The sequence below is a fragment of the Microvirga vignae genome, assembly GCF_001017175.1.
Taxonomy (GTDB): domain Bacteria; phylum Pseudomonadota; class Alphaproteobacteria; order Rhizobiales; family Beijerinckiaceae; genus Microvirga; species Microvirga vignae.
On record NZ_LCYG01000022.1, the window covers coordinates 30,212 to 51,569 of the forward strand.

Consider the following 21,358-nt stretch of genomic DNA (forward strand, 5'->3'; position numbering starts at 1 on the left):
AACCGGCACATGATCGAAAGCGTGCCTCAATGAGGTCATGGCTCTCCCGATCATGAAAGGCAGGCGTGAACAGCCTGCCATCACAGGAGGAACCCCCATGACCTTGCATGCTTCGCAACACGATCTCCGACCAGGCTCCAAGGAGGCTCAGGCCATCCCGGCCTTCAAACCTGTCGCTCTTCCCGCTTTGGCCGCTGCGATGCGCTCAGCGCGATATCAGTCGGCGAAGGCCAAGACGCCCGCTCCCCCTGCCATTCTGCGCAAGGAAGCAGTGCTCGGCCGCTGACTTGCGCATCGTGCGAAAAAGTGGACCCGGTTTTTCGCTCTCAACGATGCGCTCCTCTAGGGACCTAGCATCGGACCCAAAAGTGGATTCCACTTTTGGGTCCGATGCTCTAAGCCAAAGCACAAAACAAAAAGCGCCCCGAAGGGCGCTTTTCTTTTTAGCGGACGATGACTTTCGTATTCAGCGACACGCGATTGTAGAGATCGATCACGTCGATGTTGCGCATCCGGATGCAGCCTGAGGAAACGGCCAGACCGATCTTCTCCGGCTCGTTGGTGCCGTGGATGCGGTAGAGCGTGTCGCGATTGCCCTCGTAGAGGTAGAGAGCGCGTGCGCCGAGCGGATTGCCGGGGCCGCCCTTCGTGAACTGCACATGCGGCCAGCGGGCCTTCATCTCGGCGGGTGGGTTCCAATCCGGCCATTCAGCCTTGCGGGCGATGCGCGACGTGCCGGTCCAGCCATAGGCCTCGTCACCGACAGCCACGCCGTAGCGGATCGCCTTCTTGTTATCCAGCACGTAGTAGAGGAAGCGCTGCTTGGTATCGACGATGATGGTGCCGGGCGCCTCGCCGGTCGGATCCTCGATGAGGTACCGACCATAGCGTGGCTCTTCCTGCGACGTGGGAACCTGCGCCAGCCACTCCGTATCGCGGGCGGAAACCTGAGGCTCCGGGACACCCTTGTAGGTACAGCCGGCCAGGGCCGCCATGGTTGCCACGAGGAAGAAGAGGCTGGAGAGGCGCATCGGAACAAAGCTCTGCTTTGCCGTCACGAAGACAGCAGGGATGGAAGGTAAAGCTCTTAAGCTTGGGTTGAATGACCCTCGGTCAATGAGCGAATCACCCGAACAATGCCATGGTTGAATTGCAAGATGTGTTGCGTCGCAACAACATGGACAATTGCTTGAACGGCTGCGACACTGTTTTCCACCTCCTTATCAAGTGCTTGAATGTCCACGCTCTACATCAGCCATCCGGCCTGCCTCGACCATCAGACGCCTCTCGGCCATCCGGAGAGGCCGGACCGCATCCGCGCCATCGAGCGCGCCCTGGAGAAGGAGCGCTTCACGCCCCTGATCCGAGATCAGGCACCCATGGCGGAGATGGAGAGCCTCATCCTCGCTCATCCTGAGAGCTACGTCGTTCGGCTGCGCGATATCTCCCCGCGAGAGGGCTTGGTCCGGATCGATGAGGACACCGTGATGTCACCCGGCACTTACGAGGCTGCTCTGCGAGGTGCTGGCGGCGCGGTAAAGGCTGTGGATGAGGTGATGGGCGGTCATGTCGCGAATGCCTTCGTCGCGATGCGCCCACCGGGGCATCATGCCGAACGGGTGAGAGCCATGGGCTTCTGCTTCTTCAACAACGCGGCGATTGCCGCGCGCCATGCGCAGAAGAAGCATGGCGCCGAGCGCGTCGCGATCTTCGATTGGGATGTTCACCACGGCAACGGCACGCAGGACATCTTCTGGAGCGATGCGAGCGTGCTCTATTGCTCGACGCATGAGGCGCCGCTCTACCCAGGAACCGGCGCGATCTCGGAAACCGGCGAGCACAACAATATCGTCAATGCACCGCTCAATGCCGGTGATGGCACGGAAGCCTTCCGTGAAGCCGTGGAAACAGCGATCCTGCCGCGCATCGATGCGTTCGCGCCGGATCTCATCATCGTTTCCGCAGGCTTCGATGCGCATTGGCGCGACCCGCTAGCCAGCCTCAATCTCACCGAGACGGACTTCGCCTGGGCGACGCAGAAGCTGATGGATCTCGCTGACCGGCATTGCGGCCGGCGGATCGTGTCGGTGCTGGAGGGTGGCTACGATCTCGAAGGATTGGCAAAATCAACCGCGTTCCATCTCGACGCCCTGATGGGGCGTGAGATGCACACCTGAGTTCAGCCAACATCCTCGTCATGGCCGCACCTGTTGCGGCCATCCACGCCAGTATCCATCAGCACTCGATCGGCTCCTGGCTCAGAAGCTCGATGCCGAAGCCGCTGAGACCCACGTAAGACCGGCTTGAGGTCGCGAGATTGCGGATGGAGGTGACGCCGAGATCCTTCAGGATCTGCGCGCCCAATCCGATCTCGCGCCACTGGCTCGAGCGTACGGCTTCCGATGCGGTCTCCTCGCTCTCCGTGAAGCTCGTGGTGGGCACGCCCGCCGTTCCGTCACGCAGGTAGACGAGGACGCCCCTGCCCTCCTTCACGAAACGCTGCATGGCGGCAGCCACTGTCTTGCCGCCCTCGAAGACGTCGGTGAGCGCATTGGCGCGGTGCAGGCGCACGGGGATGTTGGCGCCGTCGCCGATGCGGCCATGGACGAGCGCCATGTGCTGCACGCTGTCGAACGGCGTAGAATAGGCATAGCCCGTGAACGAGCCCCAAGCCGTCTCGACCGGGAAGGTGGCGATGCGTTCGACGAGCTTCTCGCGCGACTGGCGGTAGGCGATGAGATCGGCGACCGGTATGCGCTTGAGATTGTGCTTCTCGGCGAAGGCATCGATCTGCGCGCCCTTCATCACCGTGCCGTCGTCGTTGGCGAGTTCGCAGATCACGCCCACCGGCGGGAGGCCAGCGAGCCTGCAGAGATCGACGGCAGCCTCCGTATGGCCTGAGCGCATGAGCACGCCGCCATCCTTGGCGATCAGCGGGAAGATGTGGCCGGGGCGCACGAAATCGGCCGCGCCCATGTTGTTGTTGGCAAGCGCGCGCACGGTGTTGGAGCGCTGCTCGGCGGAGATGCCGGTGGTCAGCCCGTGCTTCACATCGACGGTCACCGTGAATGCGGTGCCCAGCGGGGCATCGTTCGAGGCCACCATCGGGTCGAGACGCAGGCGGCGCGCTTCGGACGCCGTCAGCGGCGCGCAGACGATGCCGCAGGTGTTTCGGATGATGAAGGCCATCTTCTCCGGCGTGCAGAGGGAGGCCGCGACGATGAGATCGCCCTCGTTCTCGCGGTCGTCGTCATCCGTGACGATGACGATTTCACCACGAGCGAAAGCCTCGATGGCATCTGTGACGGATTTGGGCATCAGGGCCTCCTGGGCGGATTGGGGCAGAAAATCATTGGGCGTGACGGCCCCGCGGGTTTCGCGGGCGATCAATTCCGCGGTGTCCCGCGAAAGCCAGGCATGGCCGGAGTTGCACATCTGGGTGATGGCGCCAGGAGTGACGCCAATCCGCCGCGCGAACTCAACGCGCGACACACCGTTGCGGGACAACCATTCAGCCAGCTTCATGCCGCCGACTTAATGGAAGCCGCGATTTTAGTAAAACTAAAATCGCGGCTTCAAGCCTTGAACGGCCAGGACAGCCCCTCGCCCACCTGCCCCCGATGGCGCAGGAAATGATCTGCCAGAACGCAGGCCACCATGGCCTCACCCACCGGCACGGCGCGAATGCCGACGCAGGGATCATGCCGCCCCTTGGTCATCACCTCGGCCTCGGCACCGGTGCGGGTCACGCTGGAGCGGGGGGTGAGGATCGACGAGGTGGGCTTCACCGCAAAGCGGCAGATGACCGGCTGGCCGGTGGAAATGCCGCCGAGAATGCCGCCCGCATGGTTCGACAGGAAGGTCGGCGCGCCCTGGTTGCCGGGGCGCATCTCGTCTGCGTTCTCCTCGCCGCGCAGGGCCGCAGCCGCGAAGCCGTCGCCGATCTCGACGCCCTTCACGGCATTGATCGACATGAGAGCGGCGGCGAGATCGGAATCGAGCTTGCCGTAAATCGGCGCACCGAGGCCCGCAGGCACGCCCTCGGCCACGATCTCGAGCACCGCGCCGATGGAGGAGCCAGCTTTCCGCAGGCCATCCAGATATTCCTCATAGAAGGCCGCCGCCTTCGCATCCGGGCAGAAGAACGGATTGCGGGACACCTCGTCCCAATCCCAGTTGCCGCGATCGACGGCGTGGGGTCCCATCTGCACGAGCGCACCGCGAATGGCGACTCCGGGCAGGACCTTGCGGGCCACCGCGCCAGCCGCCACGCGGGCCGCCGTTTCGCGGGCCGAGGAGCGTCCGCCGCCGCGATAGTCGCGGATGCCGTACTTCACGTCATAGGTGAAATCCGCGTGCCCCGGTCGGTAGGAGTTCTTGATCTCCGAGTAGTCCTTGGAGCGTTGGTCCACGTTCTCGATCATCAGGGCGATGGGCGTGCCGGTGGTGACCTGCCGGCCCGTGCGCTCATCCGTGAACACGCCGGAGAGGATCTTCACCTGGTCCGGCTCCTGGCGCTGGGTAGTGAAGCGCGATTGGCCCGGCCGGCGGCGGTCGAGTTCCGCCTGGATCTCGGAGGCCTCCAGCGGGATCATGGGCGGGCAGCCATCGATGACACAGCCCAAGGCCGGGCCATGGCTCTCGCCGAAGGTGGTGACGCGGAAAAGATGACCGAACGTATTGTAGGACATGGCGCTTCTTCAGGGTTCAAGGCGTCTTAAGACCAAAGCGAGCGGGTGTCACGTCCAACATGGTCCGTTGATTGCGGAGCAGGTTAAGAGGCCATATCCCGCCCCCTGGCCCAGAGATATCAGCCTGTCTGCCGCAGGGCTTTTTCAAGGATTGGAAAAAGCCGGTCGTCGGCACATTGGGCGACGTTGAACCGAAGGAAGCCGGCGGCCGTCTGCGAAGGGCTGAAGACATTCCCGGGCGCGAGAACGGCACCATCGGCCAGGGCGTGGCGTGCAACCTCGGCAGCATCGATGCCGTGGGGCAACCGGCACCAGAGAAGCATGCCTGCTTTGGGTTCTATCCATGGCTCGATGCCAAGGCTTCTCAACCGTGGGATCGTCGCCGCCCTTGCTTTGGCGAGGCGTGCCCGGAGAGCGTCCTTGTGCTTGTGATAAGCACCACTGCTCAAAACACTCAGAACGAGTTCTTCCGAGAGGCGGTTACTGGAGAAACCCGTCGCGATCCGACAATCGGTGAGTTTGTCGATCCAACTTCGGTTGCCGGCAATATAACCGCATCGGAACGCCGCCGATAAGGTTTTGGAGAAACTGCCGACCCGCACCACGCGGTTGAGACCATCGAGAGCAGCCAATCGCGGTGCGGGATCAATCTCGAAGTCCGCGAAGATATCGTCCTCGACGATGAGGAGATCATGAGCCTCGGCCAGTTTAAGGAGCTTGTGCGCAGTCACAGCGGACAGCGCTGCTCCCGTGGGGTTATGGATCCCAGAATTCGTGATGTAGAGGCGGGGCCGGTGGTCCGACAGCGCTTTCTCGAAAAGGCTGATGTCAGGACCTGTAGCAGTGTAAGGAGCACCAATGACCTCAACTTGATGGGCGCGCAGCAGGGCAAGAAAGTTGAAGTAGCAGGGGTCGTCCACCAGAACGGTATCCCCCGGACGAAGCAGAAGCCGGCAGACTAGGTCGATCGCCTGCGTGCCCGAATCCGTCAGCAAAATCTGGTCGGGAGCCGCCTCAAAACCTTGCTCTGCCGCTCGCCGCGATAGGTACTGCCGCAGGGCCGTCAATCCGAGAGGAGAGCCATAATCGGTGAGCCCTGTCCGGTCCCTCAGCCTCGCGAGAGAGCGCAATGAACGGCGTATCTCTTCCTCGGGCATCCAGTGGCTCGGGAGCCAGCCACACCCAGGCTTCAGCATATCGCTTCCGGCTTCGAGCGACTGCCGCGAGACCCAGAACGGATCGATGGAGCGATCGAGACGCGGGGCAAGCTCCGCCAAGGACAAGGGGGAAAGCGGGGCGGCACTGTAGAAGCCTGAGCCTGGCCTCGATCGGATGATGCCCTCTGCCATCAGCCGGTCATAGGCTTCAACAACGGTGGACTTGGACACCTGCATCATTTCGGCGGTGGAGCGGATCGAAGGGAGTTTCGCGCCCGGGGTCAGCGACCGGCTGGCGATCTGGCTGCGGATTGCCTGCATGACGCGCTCAATCTGCGTTCCGGAACGATGCCGGATTGAGGGATCATCCACTGTACTGCTCTCCATCCCGCTACAGTTCGGATGAACTGTACTGGATCGTACCTGGGAAAGCCACGTCGCCTCACCGAAAAGAGGTGAAGTCGGGAGGCGGGCGCATGGACAGGACAATGGAAGGGTGGATATGCGGTTTTCTTGGCGTGTTGATCTTCAGCGGATCACTCCCTGCAACACGCATCGCCGTATCGGACTTCGATCCACTTTTCCTCACTCTGGCGCGGGCAACCATCGCGGGCGTTCTGGGGGCTGCGCTGCTCGCCGCCTTACGGCAAAGAAAGCCTGATCGAGAGGATTACGTCCCACTCGCGCTCGTCTCGCTCGGCGTGGTTGTGAGTTTTCCGCTGCTGACGGCGTTTGCCCTGCAATCCATCACATCCGCCCGATCCATCGTCTTCATCGGCCTTCTCCCCCTCACGACAGCCATCTTCGGTGTAATACGAAACGGAGAACGCCCGCAGGCGGCGTTCTGGGCGTTCTCCGGCCTGGGAGGAGCCCTGGTGACCGGATATGCCCTCATCCACGGAGGCTCCGCTTCTGCAGCAGGGGATTTTCTGATGCTGGCAGCGATCCTGCTGTGCGGTCTCGGCTATGCGGAAGGCGCAAAACTCTCACGTAAGCTCGGAGGCTGGCAGGTGATTTCGTGGGCGCTTGTCCTCTCGCTGCCGATGACGGCCATGGGGGCGTTTCTTGCTCTTCCAACGGCATGGGATAACATCGGGACGCCAGCCTGGCTGGGTCTCGGATACGTTTCGCTGTTTTCCATGCTGATCGGTTTCGTGTTCTGGTACCGGGGCTTGGCTCTTGGCGGCATTGCCGGAGTGGGTCAGCTACAACTCCTTCAACCCTTCTTTGGACTCACGCTTTCTGCTTTGCTTCTGAAGGAAGCCGTCGGGTGGCAGATGATCGCCGTGACCGTCGCCGTCATTTTCTGCGTTGCGGGAGCCAAGCGCTTCGCCAAGGCACGCGAGGCGAGTGTCGCGAGCACCTTGGAAATCGGAGCGGCCTCTCACACCCACCGGTGATTGCGCCCCTCGATCACGAGCACCCTGCCCTGCCAGATGTCCATGCTGGCGGCCTGCCGGCTGGAGACGCCGCAGCAGATGGCGAGGAAGGCACGGGCCACGCCGCCGTGAGCGACGATGACCGTGTCGCGGGTGAGATAGTCGAGGACCGGGCGGATGCGGTCGGTGAGCATGGCGTAGCTCTCGCCTCCGCCCGGCGGAACGTAGTTCCACTTGTCACGCTCGCGAAGCGCCGCAAGTTGCGGCTCGGCCTTGCGAACCTCTTTCCAGGTCATGCCTTCCCAGGAGCCGAAGGTCAGCTCGATCAGACGCTCGTCCAGCCTGTAACTCTGGGGATGAAGGCCAATGGCCGCCCGCAGGATCTCCATGGTCTCGCGGGTGCGTCGCATCGGGCTCGCCACGTAGGCGAGATCCTCGCAATGCGGAGCGATGTCCTTAAGCCGACGGCCCGCCTCCTCGGCCTGAACACGGCCGAGATCATTGAGCGGGATATCCTTCTGACCCTGGAGACGGCCCTCGAGATTCCAATCCGTCTCGCCATGGCGGATGAAATAGATCGTCGGGCGAGACAGTACCATGATCGGTCGGATTACTCTTTGTCGAGGGAGAGGTCGGGAGCTTCCGGGTTCTTCATGCCGACGACGTGATAGCCGGCATCCACATGCAGGATCTCGCCGGTCATGCCGCGCGCCATGTCGGAGACGAGATAGGCGGCGGTCTCGCCGACTTCCTCGATGGTGACCGTTCGGCGAAGCGGCGAGTTGTACTCGTTCCACCTCAGAATGTAGCGGAAGTCACCGATACCGGAGGCGGCCAGCGTCTTGATGGGGCCAGCCGAGATGGCGTTGACGCGGATGTTCTTGGGGCCGAGATCGGCGGCGAGATAACGCACGGAAGCCTCGAGAGCAGCCTTGGCGACGCCCATGACATTGTAATGAGGCATCCACTTCTCGGCGCCGTAATAGGTCAGCGTGACCAGCGAACCGCCGTCGTTCATCAGCTTCTCGGCGCGCTGGGCGATGGCCGTGAACGAATAGCAGGAGATGAGGAGCGACTTGTTGAAGTTGCCCTCGGTGGTGTCCACGTAGCGGCCGGTCAGCTCGTCCTTGTCGGAGAAGGCGATGCAGTGGATCACGAAATCGATGGAACCCCAGAGGCGCTTTACTTCTTCGAACACGGCATCGATCGTAGCGCCGTCCGTCACGTCGCAATGGCCGACCACATGAGCGTCGAGTTCCTTCGCCAGGGGCTCGACACGCTTCTTGAGGGCGTCGCCCTGGTAGGTGAAGGCAAGCTCAGCACCCTGCTGGCGAGCAGCCTGCGCAATGCCCCAGGCGATCGAACGGTTGTTCGCCACGCCCATCACCAAGCCACGCTTACCGGCCAGGATGCCGGTGGCTTTTGTCTCCGCCATGATTCACCTAAATCGTCGCTGGACAGCAAAAAGAGCGGCTTCTTTAGCCGACCCGGCAAGAGTGTGGAAGCCCTCTTAGCGCATGGTGAGGAAAAGGGCCCCGGTTTTCCGCTGACAACGATCCGCTGCTTCAGGGTTCTGCAGCCGAATCCAGGGGCTTCATCGTGAATTTTATCGTTCTGCCTTCGCGGAGCGCCGCTTGCGGGCATAATCCATCAGCTCCTCGTCCACGACTTCAGGCAGCTTGATCTCCACCGTGACCAAAAGGTCGCCGCGCTCCCCGCCCTTCATGGGCAGGCCCTTGCCGCGCAGGCGGAAGGTGCGGCCGGAATCGGTCATGGGCGGGATGTTCATGCTCACCGCGCCGGTCAGGGTCGGGATGCGCACCGAGCCGCCGAGGATGGCCTCCTCGATCTGGATCGGCAGGCGCGAGCGCAGGTTCGCGCCCTCCATGGTGAAGCGCTCATGAGGCGCGATCCTGATGGTGAGGAGCGCATCGCCCGGGTTCACGCCAGGAGCCCCCTGCCCCTGGCCGCGCAGGCGGATCACCTGCCCGTCGCTGACGCCTTTGGGAATGACCACGTCCAGGTCGCGGCCCGTCGGCAGCCGGATACGCTTCTTCGCCTCCGCAGCCACTTCCTCCAGGGTCACGGTGAGGGTGGCCGACACGTCCTCGCCCTTCTGGGGACGGGCGCGGTTCTGCTGCTGGCGCATGCCCTCGGCCCCGGCCGAGCGGAATGCCTCACCGAAGAGCTCGGAGAAGAAATCGTTAGTATCCCCGCCTGTAAAGCCGCGCGCGCCACGCCGTCCGAACGGGCTGCCGCCACCGAAACCGAAACCCTCGAAGCCCTGAGCGCCCGCGCCCCGGCCGCCACCGAAGCCTTCAAAGCCCTGGAAGCGCGGCTTGCCTTCCGCGTCGATCTCGCCTCGGTCGAATTGGGCGCGCTTCTCCGCATCGCCCAGGATCTCATAGGCGGCATTGACCTCGGCGAACTTGTCCTTGGTCTTCGGGTCGTTCTTGTTGCTGTCCGGATGATAGGTTTTGGCCAGCTTGCGGAACGCCTTCTTGATCTCCGCTTCGCTCGCGGAGCGGGACACGCCTAGAACGTCGTAGGGGTTTCGCATCGTGGAAAATCCATGAACCGTCAGATGAGGGCAGAACCGCCCTACGGGATTGAGGTTCATATGGGAAAAGTGTTGCTGCTTGGCAACAAGAAGCTGGCAGCAGCTTAAGCTTTCGCGATCTTTTTCAGAAGCTTGGCCGGGGCCTTCCCCGGCTTCGTCTCGGATGCCGCCGGCCTGACCTCCTTGAGCGCCCATTCCTCGCCCGAAGGCCGGCAGGCGGTGCCATGCAGATTGGCGCTCTTGGGGCCGCTGAGCTGGGCAGTGAAGGTGCGGCAGATCTCGTCGTTCTTCACGAAGGGCACGCCGGTCGGCGTGAAGGTACCCTTCATCGAGGTCTCGGGATTATCCCAGGAGACTTGCGTTCCCGCCCCTTGCGGATCGAGGGCGACGGCAAGAGCCGCCTTGGCCCGGCGCCAGTCTTCCTCGTTCAGATCGGGCGAAAGCAGAACCGGTTCAACGGGAGTGACGGCAGCCTGGGCGATGGCGCCCGTGGTCCTGGGCTCCTCATCGTCCAACCCCGCCATGCCGAGGGAAAGCGTGCACGCCGATGTCGACAGGGCGATCAATCCCGCAGCCAGAATTTTCCCGGCTTCGCGCAGGAAAGCATCTGATCTATAACGGCGCGGATTGGTCCACGGCACGCGTCGGATCCCCCAGATCGAAAAGTCACACGCAGAGATATTCCATTGAACCCGTTAACAACCGGTGACTTCACTGAAGCGGAAGAACCCTTTGACCTGTTTCAGTCCTGGCTGACGGAGGCCGAAGCCTCCGAGCCGAACGATCCGAACGCCATGGCGCTCGCGACCGTCGACGAGACGGGGTTGCCCAACGTACGCATGGTGCTGCTCAAAGGCTTCGATGAGAACGGCTTCGTGTTCTACACCAACACGGAATCCAACAAGGGCCGCGAGCTTCTGGGGCAGAAGAAGGCCGCCATCGTCCTGCACTGGAAGAGCCTGCGCCGCCAGGTGCGTGCCCGTGGCCCGGTGACCGTGGTGAGCGACGAGGAAGCCGACGCCTATTTCCAGAGCCGGCCCCGAGACAGCCGCATCGGCGCCTGGGCGAGCCAGCAGTCGCGCCCGCTGGAGAGCCGTTTCGCGCTGGAAAAGGCTGTCGCCCTGAACGCCGCGAAGTACGCTTTAGGCGAAGTGCCGCGCCCGCCCTACTGGACGGGTTTCCGCATCGCGCCTGTCTCCATCGAGTTCTGGCAGGACAAACCATTTCGGCTCCACGACCGCGTGGTCTTCACCCGCGAGGGAGACGGCTGGCGCAAAGTCCGCCTTTATCCATAAGACTTCCGCTCACCGATGAGATAAGGGTGACCTCACCCTCAGAGAGATTTTGAAATGTCCTCCTCGTCCAACACCTCCCGCCGCATCATGCTGCTCACCGGCGCCAGCCGCGGGATCGGGCATGCCACGGTGAAGCGCTTCTCCGCCGCCGGCTGGCGGGTGATCACCTGCTCACGCCATGGCTTTCCCGAAAACTGCCCGTGGGAGATGGGGCCGGAGGACCATCTGCAGGTCGATCTCGCGAATGCGGAGGATACCCGCCGCGCCATCGCCGAGGTGAAGGAGCGGCTCGCCGCCGAGGGCGGCTGCCTGCATGCGCTCGTCAACAATGCGGGCATCTCGCCCAAGGGTCCCGGCGGCACGCGTCTGGACGCTATCCACACGGCCTATGAGGACTGGCTGCGGGTGTTCCAGGTGAACTTCTTCGCCTCGATCATGCTGGCCCGTGGCCTGCAGGACGAGCTGACCCGCGCCAAGGGATCGGTGGTGAATGTCACCTCTATCGCGGGCTCCCGCGTCCATCCCTTCGCCGGTGCGGCTTACGCCACCTCCAAGGCGGCGCTCGCGGCGCTGACCCGAGAGATGGCTGCCGATTTCGGCCCTCTCGCCGTTCGCGTGAACGCCATTTCCCCTGGCGAGATCGACACCTCGATCCTCTCACCGGGCACGGAAAAGATCGTTGAGCAAATCCCCATGCGCCGTCTCGGCACGCCTGACGAGGTGGCCAAGGCCATCTACTTCCTCTGCACCGACGCGAGTTCCTACGTGAACGGCGCGGAGCTGCACATCAATGGCGGCCAGCACGTTTAAGCCCTGAGGCGGTGGGAGAGCGTTATTCCATGACGAGCGAGCGCTTCTATCCGTCACGTCCCATCCTCGCCGCCTCGGTGGCAGTGATCCGGAATGGGCGGATCCTGCTCGCAGCACGGGGCAAACCGCCGAGCGAGGGCCTCTATTCGCTGCCTGGCGGGATGGTGGAGACCGGCGAACGCTTAAGTGAGGCGGCCCTGCGGGAACTGCGCGAAGAAGTTGGAGTCGAGGCCGAGATCATCGGATTGATCGCGCCTGTGGAGTTCATTGAAAGAGACGAGATGGGCCATATAAAGCACCATGTCGTCATCGCCGCCCATGCCGCCCGCTGGGTTTCCGGCGAACCCCAGACAGGACCGGAAGCAAAGGATATCCGTTGGGTCACGGAACGGGACATTGCCGATCTGCCCATGACAGCGGGGCTCACGGGAATTCTGCAGCGGGCCTTCGAGCTCGCCCGCGAGGATTCACGCTCATGAAGCACGCCGTCGTGCTGCTTACGGTTCTGGCGATGGGACCGGCATCCTTCCAGCCGGCGGCGGCGCAGGGTTTCTTCGAGCGCCTGTTCGGCCCCCCTCGTAATCCGAACATGCCCCAACAGCCTTACCCGCAGCAGCCCTACCCGCCGCAATATCGGCCGCAGCCGCAATATCGCCCTCAACCCCAGCCCCAGCCACAGCAGCGGCGTCAACAGCAACAGAGCAATCCGCAGCCGCGTCCGGGAGCCCAACAGCCGCCGCCGGAACAGCAGCAGGCCGAACCCGCTCCCGCGGTCGAGCCGCCGCCAGCTCCTTACGAAAAGGAGCTTCTGCGGCTCGCCGAAATCATGGGGGCTCTCGCCATGCTGCGTCCGCTCTGCACTGCTCCCGACGCCCAAGAATGGGGTCGGCGCATGCAGATCCTGCTCGATACGGAGGGCACGACGCCAGGCCGCCGCGAACGTCTGGCCGGAGCCTACAACAAGGGCTACCAAGCCTATGCCCTCACCTATCGCGTCTGCACGCCTTCGGCCCAGGAAGCCTCGGTCCGGTTCATCCGGGAAGGCGAGCAGATCGCCCGCAGCATCACCGGGCGCTACGGCGGCTAGGAATCGTCACCGCGCAATCCTTGGCGGACCAAGGGCTTTATCCACATTTATTAGAACCCTCCCCCCTCGCGTTAACCTCTTTGCAAGGTGATGCTGGCGGTGGGACGGCGCGATGCCTTAAGAGTCGAATCAACCGAACCCGCGCCGACCCCCTAAAGGGGCCTGGATTTATGAACGATAACGACGTCCCTCTCACCGAGCTGCCCGAACTCAGCGCCATCAAGCAGGCCGCATTGAGCTATGTGACCGAGGCTTTTGCCGAGGCCGAGTTCGACGGGCTTGACGCCGATTGCATGGCGCAAGCCGCGCTCTTCGCAGCCTTCACCGAACTCGTCGCCACTTACGGCGAGGACGCCGTGGCCCAATACGCCTCATCGCTCGCGGACAAGATCCGCAGCGGGGCGTTCTCGATGGCGGGTTCGTTGAAGCATTAAGGCAGAGGAACTGCTGCGCGACCCAGTGCTCACCTCGTGTGGCATCGCTGCCGGCCGGGGAGAATCCTGAGCCCTTGCCGCTCGCTAGAGCAGCGGACCCATAAGTGGACTTGCACTTTTGGGTTGAATCCGATGCTCCCTTTATAGAGCAGTGCATCGTTCGAGGCGGAAAACCGGATCCATTTTTCTCGTCCGATGCTCTAAACCATGCGCCCGATCGTCATCGAGGACACCCGAGCACCGTGCGAATTGCGTGTCTTCGTGACCACCGCTCGCGATCCGGGTAGCATTGAGCAACTTCGCGGTGTCGGCGCTTTGTCCAACGAGATGTCGAGAGAGAGCCTCCTCATGCCGGATCTAGAGCATTTTCCGGCGAAGTGGATCCGGTTCGCCGTCAGAAAATGCGGCAGACCAAAGAAGAGAGCTGATTCCACGTAAGGGGAAACGGCTCTAACGACCTTTCTGACTTTCGACACGGCCGTGCTGGCCCTGCAGCTCGCCCCCGGACCCGACATGATCCTTCTGCTGAGCCGCGGCGTCGGTCAGGGTCGGCGCACGGCAGTTCTTACGGCAGTCGGCATGACCTTGGTGGCCGGCCTTATCCAGCTTCCGCTCTTGGCCCTTGGCGTCGCGTCTTTGATTCAAGCCTCGCCAATGGCCTTCGAGCTTTTGCGATGGTCGGGAGCGGCTTACCTCGTCTGGCTTGGAGCCAAACTCATCATCGGATCCCTTCGCACTCACGCCCTTGTACGGACGGCACCGCAGCCGATTTCGGATTTCACCGCTCTGCGTCAGGGAATGATCAACAATCTGACCAACCCGAAAGCGATGGTCTTCATGCTGGCCTTCCTTCCGCAATTCGTCGATCCGGCGAATGGTTGGTCCGTGACGGCACAGCTGCTGTTCCTGGGGGGCGTCCAAAAGACTTCCGGCTTCTTCGTTCTCGGAACTGTTGCGGTCGGCACGGGAACGATCGGCGACTGGCTTTCACGTCGACCAGGCCTCATCGCCTGGCAGGAGAGGTGCGCCGGCATCATCATGATCGCTCTCGGCCTGCGCCTCGCCCTGGCAGGCGATGCGTCTCCGATTCGCCGTTGAGGCTTATCACCCGGATCGAGGAGTGGACGCATGAAAGATGTGAAGCTACGGGTCGCGAGACCGACCGACAGGCTCGAAGAAGTCGTGCGTTTCTATCGCGACGGTCTCGGTTTCGAGATGATCGCCTCATTCGACGATCACGATGGCTTCGATGGCCGAATGCTCGGGCATCCCGGCGCACCCTGGCACCTGGAATTCACGCAGCATCCCGGACACAGGGCCGGACGGGCTCCAACACAGGACAATCTCCTCGTTTTCTATCTGCCCGACCGCACAGCATGGGAAGCTGCCATCGAACGGATGCGTGCCAATGGCTTCTCGCCCGTTCCCTCCTTCAACCCTTATTGGGATCGCCACGGGATGACATTCGAAGATCCCGACGGTTACCGCGTCGTGCTTCAGAACGCTGTGTGGGACGTATGATCACGCTGCGCTTTTAGGGGCGCAGCGTCTCCTCGAACCGTGCCACCTCACCCTGCGACGGCATCTCCAATCCGCCGTCCCACATCACGACATTGCCGCGCACGACAGTGCCGATGGGCCACCCGGTAACTTTCCTGCCATCGTACGGAGTCCACTGGGACTTCGAGGCGATCCAGTCGTTGGTGATGATCTCGGTGCGCTTGAGATCGACCACGGTGAAATCCGCGTCATAGCCCACGGCGATGCGGCCTTTGCGGGCAATGCCGAAGAGGCGCTTGGGACCTGCGCTCGTCATGTCGACGAAGCGCTCGAGCGTGAGCCTGCTCGCATTCACGTGGTCGAGCATGATGGGAACGAGCGTCTGCACGCCGGTCATGCCGGAAGGCGTATTGGGATAAGCCTTATCCTTCTCCTCGCGGGTATGCGGCGCGTGATCGGAGCCGAGAATATCGGCAATGCCCTCGTCGAGCCCCTGCCAGATCGCGGCACGATGATGTTCGTCGCGCACGGGCGGGTTCATCTGCACATAGGTGCCGAGGCGCTCGTAATCCTCCGGCCCCACAAGCGTCAGATGATGCGGCGTGACCTCGACGGAGACGAGATCCTTATGCTCCTTCAACAGCGCCATCTCCTCCGCCGTCGTGACGTGGAGCACGTGAATGCGCGCGCCGGTCGCCTGAGAGATGCGCACGAGACGCTGCGTGCAGGTGAGTGCGACCTCCGCCGAACGCCAGACGGGATGGGAGCGCGGATCCTTCTCGACGCGCAGGTCCTTCCGCGCACGCAGCATCGCCTCGTCCTCCGAATGGAAAGCGGCGCGGCGGCGCGTGTTGCGCAGGATATTGGCAATGCCCTCGTCATCCTCCACCAGCAGGGAGCCGGTGGACGAGCCCATGAACACCTTGATCCCGGCAGCGCCCGGAAGACGTTCGAGTTCTGCGACATCCTTCGCGTTCTCATGCGTGCCGCCGACCCAGAAGGCGAAGTCGCAATGCATGCGGTGATGCCCGCGCTTCACCTTGTCCGCGAGCGTCTCAGGGGTGGTGGTCTGCGGGTCGGTGTTCGGCATTTCGAAGACTGCGGTCACGCCGCCCATGACGGCAGCGCGGGAGCCTGATTCCAGATCCTCCTTGTGGTCGAGACCGGGCTCGCGGAAATGCACCTGCGTGTCGATGACGCCGGGCAGGATGTGCAGCCCCCGGCAATCGATCTCCCGGCCGGCGGAGGCCTGGGAGAGATCGCCGATGGCGGCGATGGTGCCGGCCCGGATGCCGATATCGCGCTCGACGCGTCCGTCGTGGTTCACGACGATACCGCCCTTGAGGATCAGGTCGAAGGTTTGGGGCATGGCAATCTCGTCCCTTGAGGCTCGAGCAAAGGGGGCATATGTCACGCTTGTAGCGCATCGTGCGGAAAAGTGGACCCGGTTTTCCGCATCCAACGATGCGCCAATTGACCAGAGAGCATCGGATGGGTCCTAAAAGTGGTTTCCACTTTTAGGTCCGATGCACCAGCAGGAGCAACTGGAGCGGAACATGCCGTCAGTCCATTTAGCCGACCGTGGCGTGGTAAGGGTTTCGGGCGAGGACGCCAAGAGTTTTCTCGATGGCCTCATCACCTGCGACCTGGACCGGGTCTCGCCCGAAGCCGCGCGGCTCGGCGCCTTGCTGTCGCCGCAAGGAAAAATCCTGTTCGACTTCATCGTGTTTCAGGCGCCGGACGAGATCGGCGGCGGTTACTACCTCGATACCTTCAGGGTCTTTGCTCCCGATCTCGCCAAACGGCTGACCTTCTACAAGCTCCGGGCCAAGGCGGGGATCGAGGACCTGTCCGACGCCATGGCCGTCGTGGCGGGCTGGGACGAGCAGAGGCCAGACGACGAAGTCGGCCTCGTGGCACAAGACCCTCGCCGGCCCGAACTCGGCTGGCGCGCCATCATCGCCGCGCAGGACGCGGCCGAATTCGCGAAGATCCCGGCCGAGGCCTACCATGCCCGCCGCATCGCACTCGGTGTCCCCGAGGGCGGGCGCGACTTCCTGTTCGGGGATGCCTTCCCGCATGAGGCGCTCATGGACCAACTGCACGGGGTCGATTTCGACAAGGGCTGCTATGTGGGCCAGGAGGTCGTCTCGCGCATGCAGCACCGGGGCACGGCCCGCACACGCATCGTGCCCGCCGTCTACGAAGGCGGCTTTGCCGCCGATGTGGGCGTCGAGGTGACAGCGGGCGGGAAAGCGCTGGGCAAGACCGGCACCGGGGCAGAAGGTCGGGGTCTTGTCATGATCCGCCTGGACCGCGCCGCCGATGCTCTGGCAGCGGGCGAGCCCATCCTGGCGGGAGGCATTCCCGTCCGTTTGGAAAAGCCCCTCTGGGTAAACTTTCCTTACCCTGGGGAAACTGGCAGCAAAAGTGGCGCGGGTTCGGCCTAGGACTGGGTTCCAAGGAACCGGGTGATCAAATCTGCGTTAGCCGCGAATGGACCTCTTACGCGCCGAAAGCCATGCGCGAAGGGGGCCTGATCAAGGGATTTTCGATGATTGCTGTTCAAGCGCACGAGACGGCGCACGATAAGGAACGCTTCCAGCTCCTCGTCGACGCCGTCACGGATTATGCCATTTACATGCTCGATCCCAGCGGCATCATCGCAAGTTGGAATTCCGGAGCCCAGCGCTTCAAGGGTTATGTCGAAAGCGAAATCCTCGGGGAGCATTTCTCCCGCTTCTACACGGAGGAGGACCGCGCCGCCGGCCTGCCCCAGCGCGTTCTCGAGACGGCCGCGCGGGAGGGCAAGTTCGAGACCGAAGCCTGGCGCGTGCGCAAGGACGGCACGCGGTTCTGGGCCCATGTGGTCATCGACCCGATCCGGGATGCCAAGGGCAACCTGCTCGGCTTTGCCAAGATCACCCGCGATCTCACCGAACGCCGCAAGGCCGAAGAGGCTCTCCGCGAAAGCGAGCAGCGCTTCAGGCTTCTGGTGCAGGGCGTGACTGATTACGCCATCTACATGCTCGATCCGGAAGGCTACGTCTCGAACTGGAACCCCGGTGCACAGCGCATCAAGGGCTACAGCGAAGACGAGATCCGCGGGCAGCATTTCTCGCGTTTCTATACGGAAGAGGATCGTGCCACCGGCCTGCCACAGCGCGCACTCCAGATCGCACGGCGCGAAGGCAAGTTCGAAGCGGAAGGCTGGCGCCTGCGCAAGGACGGCACGCGGTTCTGGGCCAACGTCGTCATCGATCCGATTTACAACGACCAGAAGAGGCTGATTGGCTTCGCCAAGATCACGCGCGACATCACCGAGCGCCGCAACGCCGAGGAAGCCCTGGCACAGGCTCAGGCCGCTCTCTTCCAGTCGCAGAAGATGGAAACCGTCGGGCAGCTGACGGGGGGCATCGCGCATGACTTCAACAATCTGCTGACGATCATCGTCAACAATCTGGACCTGCTGACCCGCAGCGTGACCGGCGCCCGCGAGACCCGCCTCATCGAGAGCGCGCAACACGCCGCCGAGCGAGGCGCCCAGCTGACCCAGCAGCTGCTCGCCTTCTCGCGCCGCCAGCCGCTGCAGTCGGCACTGCACGATCCCGTCAGGTTGATCGAAGGTTTCGAGACGGTGTTGCGCCGCGCCTGCGGAGAGGCAGTGAACTTGCAGCTCTCCCTCCCCTCGCGGATCAGCATGATCAATGTGGACGGTGCGCAGTTCGAGGCCGCGCTTCTCAACCTCGTGGTGAATGCGCGCGATGCCATGCCGGATGGCGGCGATCTGACGATTGCCATCGGCGAAACCAATCTGACCGAGGATCGCGCTGCGATCCGGAGCATTCCTGCGGGACCCTATGTGGTCGTCACGGTTAAGGATACGGGCATGGGCATGACGCCGGATGTTGCCTCGCGTGTCTTCGAACCCTTCTTCACCACGAAGGAAGTCGGCAAAGGCACAGGTCTTGGCCTGAGCCAAGTCTATGGCTTCATCACCCAGTCAGGCGGCCATATCGAGGTGGACAGCACGCTTGGCCAAGGGACGACGATCACCATGCTGTTGCCTGCTCACGGCGAGGGACAGGAAACGGGCGACGAGGAGCAATCCGACACTGTGCGCCCCGCCCGCGACAGCGCCGGAACCGTGCTAATCGTCGAGGACGAGCCTGCCGTTCTGGAGGTGGCAACGGAGATCTTCGACAGCCTGGGTTACGACGTGCTCACGGCGAAGGACGCTCTCGGCGCTATAGCAGTGCTGGAAACCGATACCCTCATCGACGTGCTGTTCAGCGACGTGGTGATGCCCAACGGCATGAACGGTGTCGAGCTCTCTCGCAAAGCCCGCCAATTGCGGCCGCGGATCAAGGTTCTGCTCGCCTCCGGCTATCCTATGTCGGCGCTGCCGTCGGAAGGGTTCGACAATGGCGTGTCCTTCATCAGCAAGCCCTATCGCTGGACGGAGCTGGCTGACAAGCTACGCTCGCTGCGCACCAGCACTTGAGCCATTGATCCATCACCTTGATGGACTGGATCGGGTTTTTTGATTGGTCCTGCCTGCACTTTCGTGTCTAGCATTCCCGTCACACCGGAATGGGAATGCCATGTATCAGCCGCCGCATTTTCGTGAAGATCGCCTTGAGGTCCAGCACGCGCTCATCAAGGCGCATCCGCTTGGGCTGCTCGTGACCCATGGCAGCACAGGCCTCCTCGCCAATCCCACTCCCTTCGTGCTGGATGCGACGGCCTCGCCCCATGGCACCTTGCGGGCTCATCTCTCCCGCGCCAATCCGCAATGGCGCGACTTCGATCCTGATCAGGAGGCGCTTGTGGTCTTTCAGGGCACGGAAACCTACATCACGCCGTCCTGGTATGAGGCCAAGCGCGAGCACGGCAAGGTCGTGCCGACCTGGAACTACGCCATCGTGCAGACTTACGGGCGGATGCGGGTCATGGACGGTTCCGACTGGCTCCTGAAACAAATCACGGCCATGACCTCGGCTCAGGAATCAACACGAGCCGAGCCCTGGGCCGTGAACGATGCACCAGCCGATTTCCTGGCCGCGCAGCTGAAAGGCATCGTGGGCGTGGAGATCGAGATCACGCGGATCGAAGGCAAGTGGAAGGTGAGCCAGAACCGCAGCGAGGCCGACCGCAGAGGCGTTGCCACGGGACTGCGCACCCTGGGTGATGAGGGCGCCCGCCACATGGCGGATCTGGTCGACAAGCGAGGGGCATGATGCAGATCATTCCCTCCGATCTTCAATCCCTGAATGCATGGGCGGCTCTTCGGAAGGAGCTATGGCCTGATACAGACTTGGCTGAGCATACCCTGGAAGCAGAAGCCATCCTCCATAATCCGCAGCAAGCCGTCGCCTTTCTGGCTTATGATGCAAAAGCTGCCGCGATAGCCTTCGCCGAGGTGGCGCTGCGCCGCGATTATGTGAATGGCTGCACTACGTCTCCGGTCGCTTTCCTGGAAGGGATTTACGTTCGTCCGGCGTACCGGAAACGGGGCATCGCCCGCCTCCTTTGCAAGGCTGTGGAGGATTGGGCCAGGGGCCTTGGCTGCCAGGAGCTTGCCTCCGACGTGGAGATCCACAACGAGATCTCCCAAAGCATGCATGTCGCCGTCGGCTTCGAGGAAACCGAGCGGGTCGTCTATTACCGAAAGCCCCTCCGCTCTCGTTGACGATTTCAGATTGCGGAGACCTTTCCGTTTTCGCTTAAGGCCGCTACACCTCATGCCATGACCGACGGACTGATCCTTCACCCTGACAACAAGCACCGCTGCTGGTGGCCCGGCACGGACCCTTTCTACGTCGCCTATCACGACAACGAATGGGGCGTGCCCGAATTCGATGACCGGGCTCTCTTCGAGAAGCTCATTCTCGACGGCTTCCAGGCAGGCCTGTCCTGGATCACGATCCTGCGCAAGCGCGAGAACTTTCGGACGGCTTTTGCGGGTTTCGAGCCCGAGAAGATCGTCCGGTTCGATCAGGCAAAGGTCGAAGCGCTGATGCTCGACCAAGGCATCGTGCGCAACCGCGCCAAGATCGAAGCGACGATCGCAGGCGCGCGCGCATGGCTCAGCCTTCAGGAGCGCGGCGGCTTTTCGAACTTCCTCTGGAATTTCATCGACGGCCGTCCGGTCCAGAACAACCTGAAGAGCCGGAGCGACGTGCAGGCGGAAACGGACGTGTCGAAGCGCATCTCGAAGGCGCTGCGAGCGGAAGGGTTCAACTTCGTCGGCCCCACCATCGTCTATGCCTTCATGCAGGCTGTGGGCATGGTGAACGATCACCTCGTCGGCTGCTACCGCCATGCGGAATGCGCAGCCATGGCGCATCGTGCGGACCCGAAGGGCCGCGCCAGCGAAAAGTGGCCCCGGTTGTCCGCTCCTAACGATGCGCCACATTCAAACGAGAGCATCGGATCAACCCCA

At 62.7% G+C, this 21,358-nt stretch carries 23 protein-coding genes and 1 pseudogene; 15 read left to right on the plus strand and 9 right to left on the minus strand.

Going from position 1 to position 21,358, the window contains the following annotated elements; genetic code table 11:
* The first annotated feature begins 97 nt into the window (after positions 1-97).
* The gene (locus AA309_RS10265) at positions 98-286 is read left to right on the plus strand and encodes a hypothetical protein (RefSeq protein WP_150117480.1); all 189 of its coding nucleotides are present in this window, start codon (positions 98-100) and stop codon (positions 284-286) included.
* Between the two features lie 157 nt (positions 287-443).
* On the opposite strand, the gene AA309_RS10270 is transcribed toward AA309_RS10265, so the two are convergent.
* The gene (locus AA309_RS10270; protein ID WP_047188926.1) at positions 444-1,031 is read right to left on the minus strand and encodes a L,D-transpeptidase; all 588 of its coding nucleotides are present in this window, start codon (positions 1,029-1,031) and stop codon (positions 444-446) included.
* Between the two features lie 204 nt (positions 1,032-1,235).
* Between AA309_RS10270 and AA309_RS10275 the strand changes: the two genes are divergently transcribed.
* A complete protein-coding gene (locus AA309_RS10275; RefSeq protein WP_047188927.1) occupies positions 1,236-2,177 on the plus strand; it encodes a histone deacetylase family protein in 942 nt (313 codons plus the stop codon).
* Positions 2,178-2,235: 58 nt separating this feature from the next.
* On the opposite strand, the gene ribB is transcribed toward AA309_RS10275, so the two are convergent.
* From ribB to AA309_RS10290, 3 genes are all read right to left on the minus strand, one after another.
* A complete protein-coding gene (ribB, locus tag AA309_RS10280) occupies positions 2,236-3,525 on the minus strand; it encodes a 3,4-dihydroxy-2-butanone-4-phosphate synthase (RefSeq protein ID WP_047188928.1) in 1,290 nt (429 codons plus the stop codon).
* A gap of 50 nt (positions 3,526-3,575) precedes the next feature.
* The gene (gene aroC, locus AA309_RS10285; RefSeq protein ID WP_047188929.1) at positions 3,576-4,691 is read right to left on the minus strand and encodes a chorismate synthase; all 1,116 of its coding nucleotides are present in this window, start codon (positions 4,689-4,691) and stop codon (positions 3,576-3,578) included.
* A gap of 119 nt (positions 4,692-4,810) precedes the next feature.
* Positions 4,811-6,169 carry an aminotransferase-like domain-containing protein gene (locus AA309_RS10290; protein WP_244470317.1) on the minus strand — a complete coding sequence of 453 codons (1,359 nt, stop codon included), beginning with the start codon at positions 6,167-6,169 and terminating at the stop codon, positions 4,811-4,813.
* A 155-nt stretch (positions 6,170-6,324) separates the two neighbouring features.
* Between AA309_RS10290 and AA309_RS10295 the strand changes: the two genes are divergently transcribed.
* The gene (locus AA309_RS10295) at positions 6,325-7,248 is read left to right on the plus strand and encodes a DMT family transporter (protein ID WP_047188931.1); all 924 of its coding nucleotides are present in this window, start codon (positions 6,325-6,327) and stop codon (positions 7,246-7,248) included.
* Here the strand turns inward: AA309_RS10295 and AA309_RS10300 are convergent.
* From AA309_RS10300 to AA309_RS10315, 4 genes are all read right to left on the minus strand, one after another.
* Positions 7,233-7,826 carry a histidine phosphatase family protein gene (locus AA309_RS10300; protein ID WP_047188932.1) on the minus strand — a complete coding sequence of 198 codons (594 nt, stop codon included), beginning with the start codon at positions 7,824-7,826 and terminating at the stop codon, positions 7,233-7,235. The genes AA309_RS10295 and AA309_RS10300 overlap by 16 nt on opposite strands.
* Positions 7,827-7,837: 11 nt before the next feature.
* Complete coding sequence (fabI, locus tag AA309_RS10305) at positions 7,838-8,662, minus strand: enoyl-ACP reductase FabI (protein WP_047188933.1); 825 nt, start codon at positions 8,660-8,662, stop codon at positions 7,838-7,840.
* Positions 8,663-8,833: 171 nt separating this feature from the next.
* On the minus strand, positions 8,834-9,787 hold the full coding sequence (locus AA309_RS10310; RefSeq protein WP_047188934.1) for a DnaJ C-terminal domain-containing protein: 954 nt from the start codon (positions 9,785-9,787) through the stop codon (positions 8,834-8,836).
* Between the two features lie 104 nt (positions 9,788-9,891).
* Positions 9,892-10,428: an RT0821/Lpp0805 family surface protein gene (locus AA309_RS10315; protein ID WP_047188935.1), complete on the minus strand. Its 537-nt coding sequence runs from the start codon at positions 10,426-10,428 to the stop codon at positions 9,892-9,894.
* A 39-nt stretch (positions 10,429-10,467) separates the two neighbouring features.
* Between AA309_RS10315 and pdxH the strand changes: the two genes are divergently transcribed.
* The 7 genes from pdxH to AA309_RS10355 all read left to right on the plus strand — a co-directional run bounded on the left by pdxH (position 10,468) and on the right by AA309_RS10355 (position 14,934).
* A complete protein-coding gene (gene pdxH / locus AA309_RS10320; protein ID WP_047188936.1) occupies positions 10,468-11,082 on the plus strand; it encodes a pyridoxamine 5'-phosphate oxidase in 615 nt (204 codons plus the stop codon).
* A gap of 87 nt (positions 11,083-11,169) precedes the next feature.
* Positions 11,170-11,892 (plus strand): SDR family NAD(P)-dependent oxidoreductase, encoded by a 723-nt coding sequence (locus tag AA309_RS10325; RefSeq protein ID WP_150117483.1) that lies wholly within the window; start codon positions 11,170-11,172, stop codon positions 11,890-11,892.
* A 29-nt stretch (positions 11,893-11,921) separates the two neighbouring features.
* Positions 11,922-12,371 (plus strand): NUDIX hydrolase, encoded by a 450-nt coding sequence (locus tag AA309_RS10330; protein ID WP_047188938.1) that lies wholly within the window; start codon positions 11,922-11,924, stop codon positions 12,369-12,371.
* Positions 12,368-12,979, plus strand: a complete 612-nt coding sequence (locus tag AA309_RS10335; RefSeq protein WP_244470315.1) for a TIGR02301 family protein — start codon at positions 12,368-12,370, stop codon at positions 12,977-12,979. Before AA309_RS10330 ends, AA309_RS10335 begins: the two co-directional genes overlap by 4 nt.
* 170 nt (positions 12,980-13,149) lie before the next feature.
* On the plus strand, positions 13,150-13,413 hold the full coding sequence (locus AA309_RS10340; RefSeq protein WP_047188939.1) for a hypothetical protein: 264 nt from the start codon (positions 13,150-13,152) through the stop codon (positions 13,411-13,413).
* 480 nt (positions 13,414-13,893) lie between these two features.
* On the plus strand, positions 13,894-14,511 hold the full coding sequence (locus tag AA309_RS10350; protein WP_342027940.1) for a LysE family translocator: 618 nt from the start codon (positions 13,894-13,896) through the stop codon (positions 14,509-14,511).
* Positions 14,512-14,541: 30 nt separating this feature from the next.
* Entirely contained in the window at positions 14,542-14,934 is a 393-nt protein-coding gene (locus tag AA309_RS10355; protein ID WP_047188942.1) for a VOC family protein, read from the plus strand.
* 13 nt (positions 14,935-14,947) lie between these two features.
* On the opposite strand, the gene AA309_RS10360 is transcribed toward AA309_RS10355, so the two are convergent.
* The gene (locus tag AA309_RS10360; RefSeq protein ID WP_047188943.1) at positions 14,948-16,282 is read right to left on the minus strand and encodes a dihydroorotase; all 1,335 of its coding nucleotides are present in this window, start codon (positions 16,280-16,282) and stop codon (positions 14,948-14,950) included.
* 187 nt (positions 16,283-16,469) lie between these two features.
* On the opposite strand from AA309_RS10360, the gene ygfZ reads away from it, so the two are divergent.
* The 5 genes and pseudogenes from ygfZ to AA309_RS10385 all read left to right on the plus strand — a co-directional run.
* Positions 16,470-17,363: a CAF17-like 4Fe-4S cluster assembly/insertion protein YgfZ gene (gene ygfZ / locus AA309_RS10365; protein WP_047188970.1), complete on the plus strand. Its 894-nt coding sequence runs from the start codon at positions 16,470-16,472 to the stop codon at positions 17,361-17,363.
* Between the two features lie 104 nt (positions 17,364-17,467).
* The gene (locus AA309_RS10370; protein ID WP_047188971.1) at positions 17,468-19,417 is read left to right on the plus strand and encodes a hybrid sensor histidine kinase/response regulator; all 1,950 of its coding nucleotides are present in this window, start codon (positions 17,468-17,470) and stop codon (positions 19,415-19,417) included.
* A gap of 100 nt (positions 19,418-19,517) precedes the next feature.
* A complete protein-coding gene (locus tag AA309_RS10375; protein ID WP_047188944.1) occupies positions 19,518-20,153 on the plus strand; it encodes an FMN-binding negative transcriptional regulator in 636 nt (211 codons plus the stop codon).
* Positions 20,153-20,605 (plus strand): aminoglycoside 6'-N-acetyltransferase, encoded by a 453-nt coding sequence (gene aac(6') / locus AA309_RS10380; protein ID WP_047188945.1) that lies wholly within the window; start codon positions 20,153-20,155, stop codon positions 20,603-20,605. The genes AA309_RS10375 and aac(6') overlap by 1 nt, the downstream gene beginning before the upstream one ends.
* Before the next feature lie 57 nt (positions 20,606-20,662).
* Positions 20,663-21,259, plus strand: a pseudogene (locus tag AA309_RS10385) (DNA-3-methyladenine glycosylase I); the annotation flags it as partial.
* Between the last annotated feature and the right edge of the window lie 99 nt (positions 21,260-21,358).